This is a genomic window from Microbispora sp. NPDC049633, assembly GCF_040675265.1.
Classification (GTDB): domain Bacteria; phylum Actinomycetota; class Actinomycetes; order Streptosporangiales; family Streptosporangiaceae; genus Microbispora; species Microbispora maris.
In genome coordinates, this window is the sequence record NZ_JBFAOO010000097.1 from 17,474 (window position 1) to 27,202 (window position 9,729).

The 9,729-nt window shown below is 75.9% G+C and carries 4 protein-coding genes; all 4 read left to right on the forward strand.

Annotated elements, in window-relative coordinates; all coding sequences use genetic code 11:
- The first annotated feature begins 187 nt into the window (after positions 1 to 187).
- Positions 188 to 2,140 (forward strand): glycosyl transferase family 2, encoded by a 1,953-nt coding sequence (locus AB0J39_RS23695; protein ID WP_363468290.1) that lies wholly within the window; start codon positions 188 to 190, stop codon positions 2,138 to 2,140.
- The gene (locus AB0J39_RS23700) at positions 2,137 to 3,783 is read left to right on the forward strand and encodes a glycosyltransferase family 2 protein (RefSeq protein WP_363468292.1); all 1,647 of its coding nucleotides are present in this window, start codon (positions 2,137 to 2,139) and stop codon (positions 3,781 to 3,783) included. The genes AB0J39_RS23695 and AB0J39_RS23700 overlap by 4 nt, the downstream gene beginning before the upstream one ends.
- Positions 3,784 to 3,856: 73 nt before the next feature.
- Entirely contained in the window at positions 3,857 to 7,219 is a 3,363-nt protein-coding gene (locus AB0J39_RS23705; RefSeq protein ID WP_363468294.1) for a glycosyltransferase, read from the forward strand.
- A 94-nt stretch (positions 7,220 to 7,313) separates the two neighbouring features.
- Positions 7,314 to 9,729, forward strand: a 2,416-nt coding sequence (locus AB0J39_RS23710) for a CDP-glycerol glycerophosphotransferase family protein (protein WP_363468296.1), incomplete at its 3' end; no start/stop codon positions are given.

Below are 9,729 nucleotides of genomic sequence, written 5' to 3' on the forward strand. Positions count from 1 at the left end.
TCGTAACGTGCTTCGCGGCACTTCCTCCTCGTCAGTCCGGTTCCGTATCGCCGGAAAACCCGCCTCCACCTGCGGCGGGGAGCGATTAAACCTTCGGCCAAGGAAGGGGCTAAGGCAGCCCCGTCACGAGCGGGGTTCGCGATGCTGGGCCGGTCGGAAGAGGAACCGGGCAGTGTGAGGAGGGCGGGTGACGCGAGCCGCCTCCCGGTCGGCGTGGGGGACGTGGATCGGGTTCGAGTCCTGTCCCGCGCTGCTCGGCCGCCTCGTCGAGGGCTTCACCGGTCCCTGGACACCGCTGGAAGACGTCTCCGTTCCCGCGCCGGCGCTCGCGGCGGGCGACGCGGACGGGCGCCTCGGCGCTGAGTCCGCCCTGCCGGGCGCGGCCGGTGCCGACCGAGGGCCGGACGGGACCGGTGCGCTCGGATGTGTCGTGCTCGCCGTGCGGTCCCCGGCCGATCTGCGCAGGGCGGTGCCGCTGCGCGGTCTGCTGCCCGCGGCGGCACGGGTGCGGATCGCCGTCGCCGACGTGCCGCCCTGGGCGGCCCAGCCTCTGCCGGTCGCCGCGCCGGGAGCCTGCTGGCGTCACCTGGCCGAGATACGGGTCACCCGCCGCAGGCGCGGCTGGCACCTCGACGCCGCCTTCACCGAGCCCGTGCCGGCCGGCGACGTCGTGGCCCACGTGGCGCGCGGCCTGTTCGGTGCCTGCGAGGCGACCACTCCCGTCGCGGGGCTGGGGGGCGGCGGCACGGCCGACTGGCGGCCCGGCGATCCCAACGTGACGTTGTCGCCGCCCGGCGGGCCGGTGCCGGACCGCCGCGACGCCCCCGGCTGCGACCTGCCGCTGCGCCGGGCGAAGGCGGACGGCCCGGTGGTCGTCGGCCCTCTGGTTGCCGGCCCTCTGGTTGCCGGTCCGGTGGTCGGCGGCCCGGTGGAGGATGGTCTGGCGCCGCCGCTGGACGAGGCCGTGGTCAACCCCATCGGGTTCCGCCGGCAGCCCTCGCAGGGGATGGCGGCGCTCGCCGCGCACCGGGAGGGGTTCGCCGTCACCCTCGGCGCGGACAGGCTCGTACGGCTCCCGGCCGGGGGACGGGTCACGGACGTGGACGTCGCCCGACTGCGGGACATACGCGGGATCGAGGTGCCCGCGATCGACTCGCAGGCAGGGGAGGGGCGGGCGAGCGCGGTCGCGCGCGTCGTGGCCGCTTTCGCCGCCGCCGGGATCCCGGTGCTCGCCGCACCCGATCCCGCCCGCGACCGGGCGCTCGGCCCCGGCCTGGCCGCCGCGCTCGCGGCCGTGACGGGCGAGGCGATCGCGTCCGACCTGCGCCGGGAGGAGCTGAGCATCCGCCTGCGCAGGGCCGCGCTGCGCGAGCACGGGGCCGCCGCCCGCTGGCGGCGTCTCGCTCTGGCCGCCGGGCTGCCGGTGCCGCCGGAGCCGCGGGTTTCGATCCTGCTGTGCACGCGCCGCCCGGAGATGGTGCCGTTCGCGGTCGAGCAGATGGAGCGCCAGCGCGGCGTGACCGCCGAGCTGATCGTGGGGCTGCACGGCTTCACGGCGAGGGAGACGGCGATCCCCCGCACGCGACTGCCGCTCACCGTGATCGAGGCCCCGGCCACGACGCCGTTCGGCGAGGTCCTGAACCAGATGGCGGCCGCCGCGTCCGGGTCGTACCTGACGAAGGTGGACGACGACGACTGGTACGGCCCTGACCACCTCGCCGACCTCCTGCTCGCCCGGCACTACAGCGGCGCCGACCTCGTCGGGACGGCGGCGGAGTTCGTCTACCTGGAGCCACTCGACGTGACGATCAGGAGGTGCATCGGCACCGAGCGGTTCGCGCCGCTCGTGGCCGGGGGCACGATGCTGGTCACCCGGGCGGCGTTCGAGGCGGCCGGTGGATTCCGTCCGCTGGCGAGGACCGTGGACGGCCAGCTCCTGCAGGCGGTGGAGGCCGTCGGCGGCCGGATCTACCGCACCCACGGCCTCGGTTACGTGCTGCGCCGCCGCAGCGCGTACGGCCACACCTGGCGTCAGCCCGTGCAGTCGTTCCTCGCGGCGTACCAGGAGCAGTGGCGCGGGCTGGTCTTCAACGAACTGATGGAGGACGGTGCCCCATGGCGGGCGGTGGTGAGGACGTGACGGGGGCTGTGCGCATCCCGCTCAACGACTACGGGGTGCTGGGGGAGCCGCCGGCACCCGGGGAGTGGACCCCCACGCGGACGGTGAGCGTGGTGATCCCCGCCTACCGCGCGGAGCGCACGCTGCCGCTCACGCTGGCAGGCCTGGCGCGGCAGACCTACCCGGCCCATCTCATGGAGGTCGTGGTGGTGGACGACGGCGACCGGCCCATGGCGCCGCTGCCCGACACGCCGGCCGGGCCGCTGCCGGAGCGGTTGCGGGTGGTCCGCCCACGCGGCGGGGCGTGGGGCAGGGCGAGCGCCTGCGCGGCGGGGGCCGAGGCGGCACAGGGAGAGGTGATCCTCTACCTGGACGCCGACCTCGTGCTGTTCCCCGAGCACGTCGAGGCACAGATGCGCTGGCACCACCTGGCCGACTACCTGGTCGTGCTCGGGCACCTGCGATTCGTGCCCGGCCTGGACGAGGTCCCGGCGAGCGAGGTGCTCGCGGCCGTCGAGGCGGGCGCGGTGCACAAGCTCTACGCCGAGGAGGACGCCACTCCGCAGTGGACCGAGCGGCGCTGGGACCAGACCGACGACCTGCGCGCGGCCGGTTTCAACGCCTTCTCCGTCATGGTCGGGGCCACCGCGTCGCTGCCGGTCCGCCTGCTGCGCGCCGCAGGCGGGCTGGACGCCTCGCTGGTCCTGGGCGAGGACACCGAGCTCGGCTACCGGCTGGCCCAGGCGGGGGCCGTGTTCGTGCCCGACCGCCGCAGCCGGTGCTGGCACCTCGGCCGGTCCACCGTCATGCGCCGGGAGACCGACGTGAAGCGGCACAACTGGCCCCACCTCGCCGAGCGCGTCCCGAGCTTCCGCTGGTTGCGCAGGCACCCCCACCGCTCCTATCTGGTGCCGTACGTCGACGTCGTGGTCGAGGTGGGGGACGCGTCGTTCGAGGAGGTCAGGGCGACCGTCGACGCCGTGCTCGCCGGGCGCCTGCCCGACGTGCGGGTGACCGTCGTCGGGCCCTGGGGGCGGCTCGGCGGCGGGCGGCGGGACCCGCTCGGCGATCCCTCCCTCGACCTGCGGCTGGTCCTCGCCTGCTACCAGGGCGAGCCGCGCGTGCGCTTCCGCGAGGCCGTGCCGGACGACTGCTTCCCCGTGCCGTTCCGTTTCCACTGCCCGCCGGGCTGGGTGCCCTCGCGCGGCACCATCGGAGCGGTCGTGAAGCACGCCGACCGGCAGCGGCTGGGCATCGTCTCGCTGGCGCTGGACGAGCGGAAGGACGGCCGCGTCGTCAGCGCCCGGCTGGAGCGCACCGCCGCGATGAGCCGCGCCCGGCGATGCGCCGGGCCGGGGGACGACCTCGACGACCTGGTCCACGAGATGTACGGCACGGTGTGGGACGCGGGCTCCACGTGGGGCTTCCTGCCCACCGCGCTCGCCGCCGCCTCCGTGCCGCCGATGCCCGGCCGCGCGCCGGCGAAGGCCTCGGGCGAGGCGGGTGCTCCGCGGGGAGCCCGCTCGGGGTCCAAACCGCTTCGCTCGGTGCCGAAACCGCTCCGCTTCGTGCCTGAACCGCTCACCCGCTCGGTGCCCAGGCCGCTGCGCCGCACCGCGCGGGTGCTCCGCAGGCGCCTGCGCGCGCTCGTGCGCCCGGCCTGAGCCAAGCCGGCCCCGGCCCCGCCCCCGATTTCCGACCTCCGATCGCCGTTCCGCCGACTCGCAAGGACCAGCCATGTCCCGCCTGAGCGTGATCGTCCCCATCTACGACGTGGAACCGTACCTCGCCGGATGCCTGGCCTCGGTCGCCGCGCAGACCTGGCAGGACGTCGAGGTCGTCATGGTCGACGACGGCTCACCGGACGGCAGCGCCGGGATCGCCGCCGCCTTCGCGGCGCGGGACGCCCGGTTCCGGCTGGTCCGCCAGGCCAACGCGGGGCTCGGCGCGGCACGCAACACGGGGGTGCGGCACGCGACCGGGGACTACCTGATGTTCCTCGACAGTGACGACCTGCTGCCGGCGCACGCCCTCGAATACCTCGTGGCGTCCCTGGAACGCACGGGGTCGGACCTCGCCACGGGCAACGTGCTGCGCCTCGACGGGCGCGGCGCCCGTCAGTCGGCCATGCACCGGGCCGTGTTCGCCGACGCCGCCGCGGCGACCCACATCACCCGGGCGCGCACGCTCCTGCGCGACCGCCTGGTGACCAACAAGCTGTGGCGCCGCTCGTTCTGGGACGCCCACGGGTTCGCCTTCCCCGAGGGCGTGCTGTACGAGGACATCGCGGTGGCCCTGCGCGCCCACTTCCTGGCGCGGGCCGTGGACGTGCTGCCCGCGCCGGTCTACCTGTGGCGGCGGCGCGAGGGCGGCGGCCGTTCGATCACGCAGGACAAGACGCGGGCGGCGCATCTGGAGGACCGGTTCGCCGCCGTCACCGAGGTCCGCCGCTTCCTCAGCGAGCACCGCTTCACCGCGCACATCCACGCCTGGGACCACGCCGTCCTCGACGGCGACCTCACGAACTTCCTCGACGTGCTCGACCAGGGTTCCCCGGCGTTCCGGGAGCGGTTCCTCGACCTCGCCGCCCTCTACCTGGAGGACGTGGCGCCCCCCGTGCTCGACGGGCTGCCCGCCCTGCGGCGTCTGCAGTGGCATCTGGTGCGGCTGCGCCGCCAGGCCGACCTGCTGGAGATTCTCGCCTGGGACCGGGAGGTGCGGCCCGACCGGCGGCTCGTCCGCAGGATGGGCGGTCACCACCTGAACGTGCCCCTCGCGCGCTCCGCCGAGATCCCCGCCGCCGTCACCAGGGCCAGGGACGAACTCGTCCCGCGTCACCGAATCGACGCGGTCCGGTGGGAGGACGGCGTGCTCGTGGTGGAGGGCCGCGCCGCCCCGCCGTTCCTGCGGCCCACCCGGCGCGTGCACCAGCAGGTCTTCGCCGCCCTTGTCCACGAGCGGACCGGACGGCGCGTCCGGGTGCCGGCCACGGTCATCAGGACCCGGATCTCGGCGAAGTCGAAGGAGCGCGACTGGGGCGGCTTCCGGCTGACGATCGACCCCGCGGCGCTGGCCAGGCCGGGCCGCCTCGGACGGTGGCACGTGGAGCTGCGGGTGCTCCACCGGGGTGTCCTGCGGCGCGGACGGCTGACCGACCCGCGCGCCGCCGCCTCCATCGCCGAGCAGGCGGGATACCGCGCCGTGGGCCCCGACCACTACGTCGCGCCGCTGCTCGGCGAGACCGGCGACCTCGTGCTCCGGGCCGGGCGGGAGACCGCCCGGGTCGTCACCCACGAGGTGCGGGACGGCCGGCTGCGCCTGGTGGGCCATGTCGTCAACGACCTCGGGCCGGGCCCGCTGCTCGAGGTCACCCGGCGTCCCGGCGGCGTCCCCCGCACCGGTCCCGTGCACGTGGACCGGCGGACCTTCGAGGCCGTCGTCGACCTGCGCGACCTGCTGCCCGCGAGCCGGACCTCCGCGTTCCGGGAGGCCGTGCCCGCGGAGGTCGCCGCGCCCGAGGTCTGGTGGGAGGTCGCGGTGCGGGCCGCCGACGGCACGGTCACGCCGGTGACCCTCGCCGAGGACGTGCCGACCGGCCGCTACGGCCTGGCCGGCCGGGAGATGGTCGTGTCGCGGGATCGCACCGGCGGCCTGGTCCTGCGGGACCAGCCCGTCGCGGCGTACGCCGACCTCGCCGAGTGGCTGCCGGGCGGCGAACTGCTCGTCGAGGGCGGCCTCGCGGTGCCGTACGAGATGTCGGCGCTGGTGGTGACCGCGCTGAACCCCGTTCCCGGGCGCGGGGAGTGGCTGCTGCCGATCGAGGGTGCGGGAACCCGCTTCCGGGCACGGCTGACGCCCGAGCGGGTGGGCTCGCCCGCCGGGCCGCTGCCGCTGCCACGCGGCCGGTACGCCCTGTCGATCCGGGCACGCGCCGCCGGGGGGACCTGGGCCGACCTGCCGCTGGAGTTCGACACGGACGTGCCGGCGGCCCACCAGACGGCCCGCCGTACGTTCGGGATCGTCACGACGGGCCCCGGCCGGGCCCTGTTGACCGTGAGCGGCGACCTGACCGCCGACGAGCGGGGCAGGAAGGCGCAGCGGGTGCTACGCACGACGGCCTATCCCCAGATGCGGGACAGACCGCTGCGGGACGCCGTCCTGTTCGACGGCGGCGCGGGCACCCGCTTCGGCGGCAGCCCGAGGGCCGTCTGCGAGGAACTGCGCCGCCGGGGGATCGACCTGCCGCTGCTGTGGAACGTGCGGGACGGCCAGGTCGCCCTGCCGGACGACGTCGAGCCGGTGCGCACGCTGGGACGGGAGCACTACGAGGCCCTCGCCCGGTGCCGGTTCGTCGTCACCGACGCGCCGCTGCCGCCGTGGTTCGAGCGCAGGCCCGGCCAGGCGGTGGTGCAGACCTGGCAGGGGTCCGCGTACCCGGGCGAGGACGTCTCCGGCGGCGTCGGGGCGGGTCAGTGGACCCATCTCGTCTCCCCGGGCCCGTGGTGGACGCCGCTGCTGCGGCGGACGCTCGGCTTCGACGGACAGGTGTGGGAGACCGGCCTGCCGTGCGACGACCTGCTGACCGGTCCCGGCGCCCGCGAGCGCGCCGCCGAGGTGCGGCGCCGCCTCGGCCTGCCGGATCCCGCCCGCGTCCTGCTGTACGTCGCGGGGGAGCACGACACGCTCGACGCCGGACGCCTGGCGGCCGGGCTTCCGGAGGACCACGTCCTGCTGGTCCGCCGTCCCTGCGAAGCCGGGCCGGACGACGCCCGGCTCCGCGACGTCACCGGCCATCCGGACCCGCACGAGCTGTACCTCGCCGCGGACGTCCTGGTCGCCGGGGACGTGACGGCGGTGTTCGACTTCGCCGCGACGGGGCGGCCGGTGCTCCTGCACGCCGGCCGGCCGCAGGACCTGTGGCTCCTGCCCGAGGCGCCGGGGCCGGCGCTGCTGCGGGAGGGGGAGGTGCTCGACGCGGTCGCGCACCTCGACGAGATCGCCGGCAAGCACCGGGAGGCGTACGCCGCGTTCCTGGCGAGATACCGCCCGTTGGCCGACGGGTGGGCCGCCCGCCGGGTGGTGGACGGCCTGTTCGGCTGACCACGCCGCCCGTTGGTCAAGAACAGGCCAAGTGACCGTAAGGCATCGGGGATGGCCCGGGTGGCGCGCCGCCGCGCGTCGGCATCCTGACGGCGTGACGGTGCCTCCCAGCCTCTCGGTGGTCGTCCCCCTGCACGGCGGGGAGGAACACGCCGAGGAGTGCCTCGAATCCCTGCGCGACCAGACCCTGGACGACCTGGAGGTGATCCTGGTCGGGCGCCCGCGGGGCCTGCGCCCGCCCGATCACAGGTTCACGCTCCTGACGCTCGGCGACGGCGGCGACGACCCCGGCGTCACGCGCAACGCGGGCGCCGCCTTCGCCACCGGCCGCTACCTCACCTTCGCCGACCCCGGTTCGGTCGTCCCCGCGGACGCCTACCGCGCGCTGGTCGGCGCCCTCGACCACACCGGCTCCGACCTCGCCTGCGGCCGGATCCGCACCTGGACGCCGCACGCGCAGGACACGGCCCGGAAGGCCAAGGAGTTCCTGCGCACGCACATCACCCGGCACCCGAAGCTGCTGGAGGACCCGAGGGCGGGCGGCACCGTGTTCCGCCGGGAGTTCTGGAACCGGCACGCCCTCGCCTTCCCGGCGGGACTTGGCGAGGACTTCCCGGTGACGATCCCCGCGCACGTGCTGTCCACCTCGGCCGACGTGCTCGGCAGCGTGGTCTGTCTCACGCGCGGGTCCCGGCCGCCCGCCGATCCCCTGTGCCGCCTGCGGGCGATGCTGGAGGTGTCGGACCTGCTCGGCCGGCACGCGCCCGCGTTGCGCGCGGCGTACGACCTGCGGCTGGCCGAGGGGCCCGACCTCGAAGCGGTGCTGGACGCCGTACGCGACCGCGTCCCGGACGGGCTCGCCGAGGCCCTGGGCCGTCTGGACCCCGGCGCGGTCGAGCGGCTGCCGGTTCTCAGGCGGCTCCAGCTCCACTTCGCCGCGCACGGCATGACCGGCGAGCTGGCGGAGCTGCGGATGTTCGCCGCGTCGGAGATCAGGCACCGGGGCGTGCTCCGGCGGGGGCTGCGGCGCCGCCGCTGGTATCTCGACTACCCCTTCCGGCGCGATCCCCGGCTTTCGCGCTCGCTGTTCGACGCCACCCGCGACCTGCGGCTCGTGGCCGGTGTGGACGACGTGCGCCACACGGACGACAGGCTCGTCCTGGCCGGCCACGCGTACATCGCCCATCTGGACAGCGGGCGCAGCAGGATCGAGCTGTGGCTCCAGCGGGGGGAGGAGCGGATCACCCTGCCGGTACGGCGGACCCGCAGGCCCGACGTGACCGCCGACTCCCGTCAGTCGGCCGCCTGCCACGACGACTCCGGCTTCGAGACCGTGGTCGCCCTCGACGCCCTGCCTCCCGGCCGGTGGGCGCTGCACGCGCGGGTCCTGGCGCGGGGCGTGACGCGGGCCGGGCGGGCGGCCGGGGGCGCGAGCGAGCGCGTCTTCGACGCGGGTGACGTGCGCGTCAGCCTCACCCGCGACCGCGGGCTCACGCTCGGCCCGAACGCCGCGGGCGGCCCCGATCCCGGTCCCGGCGGTCCCGATCCCGGCGGCCACGGCCCCGATCCGGGCAGGGTGAGCGCGATCCGGTGGACGGAGTCCGGCGAGCTGGTCCTGGAGGGGACGGGACGGTGCCCGTCCGGCCGGATCCTCCTCGAGTGCGGCACGGAGCGGCACGCGTGGCCCGTCCGCCGGGACGAGGCGAGGTGGACGGTCGCCGTCGGCACGACGGCCGACGGACTTCCGCTCCGCAGCGGGACCTGGCGCGTGCTCGCGGTGTCACCGGAGGGCGGGCGGGAGCGGGTGCGCCTGAGCCCGGCGCTGATCGCCGACCCGCCGCGGCCGCGTGTCACCGGGTTCCACGAGGTCTCCGTCCGCACCTCCCGCGACGGCGACCTGAGCCTCGCGGTGCGTCCCGCGCTCGGCCCGCACGAGCGCGGGCCGTACGCGACGCGCAGGCGCCGGGCCGCCGCACGGCCCTGGCCACGGGGGCGGACCGCGCTGCGGAACGCCGCGGTGTTCGACAGCTACGGCGGCGGGCAGTACTCGTGCAACCCTCGGGCCGTCTCGGAGGAGCTGGCGCGCCGCCACCCGGACGTGGAGATCGTCTGGGTCACCCGGGACGGGCAGTTCGCGGTCCCGCCGGGCGTGCGCCTGGTCCTGTTCGGCTCGCGCGAGCACGAGGAGGCGCTGCGCACCAGCCGCTTCGTCGTCGCCAACCGGCGCACCCAGCCGGGGTGGTACCGCAAGCCGCGGGGACAGACGTTCGTGCAGACCTGGCACGGCACACCGCTCAAGCGGCTGGGGCTCGACCTGGAGGGCATGCCGTACGCGCAGCGGGTGCCGCGCGAGGAACTGGCGCGGCAGGTGGCGACCTGGGACCTGTTGCTGTCGCCGAGCCCCTTCGCCACCGCGGCGCTGCGGGGGGCGTTCGGCTACGAGGGGGAGATCCTGCAGTCGGGTTACCCGCGCAACGACGTGCTCTTCGACCCCGCGCGGGCCCGCGCGG

Excerpts from the sequence above, each read along its gene's own strand:
- AB0J39_RS23705 (WP_363468294.1), top strand. The coding sequence starts at position 3,857 with ATGTCCCGCCTGAGCGTGATCGTCCCCATCTACGACGTGGAACCGTAC.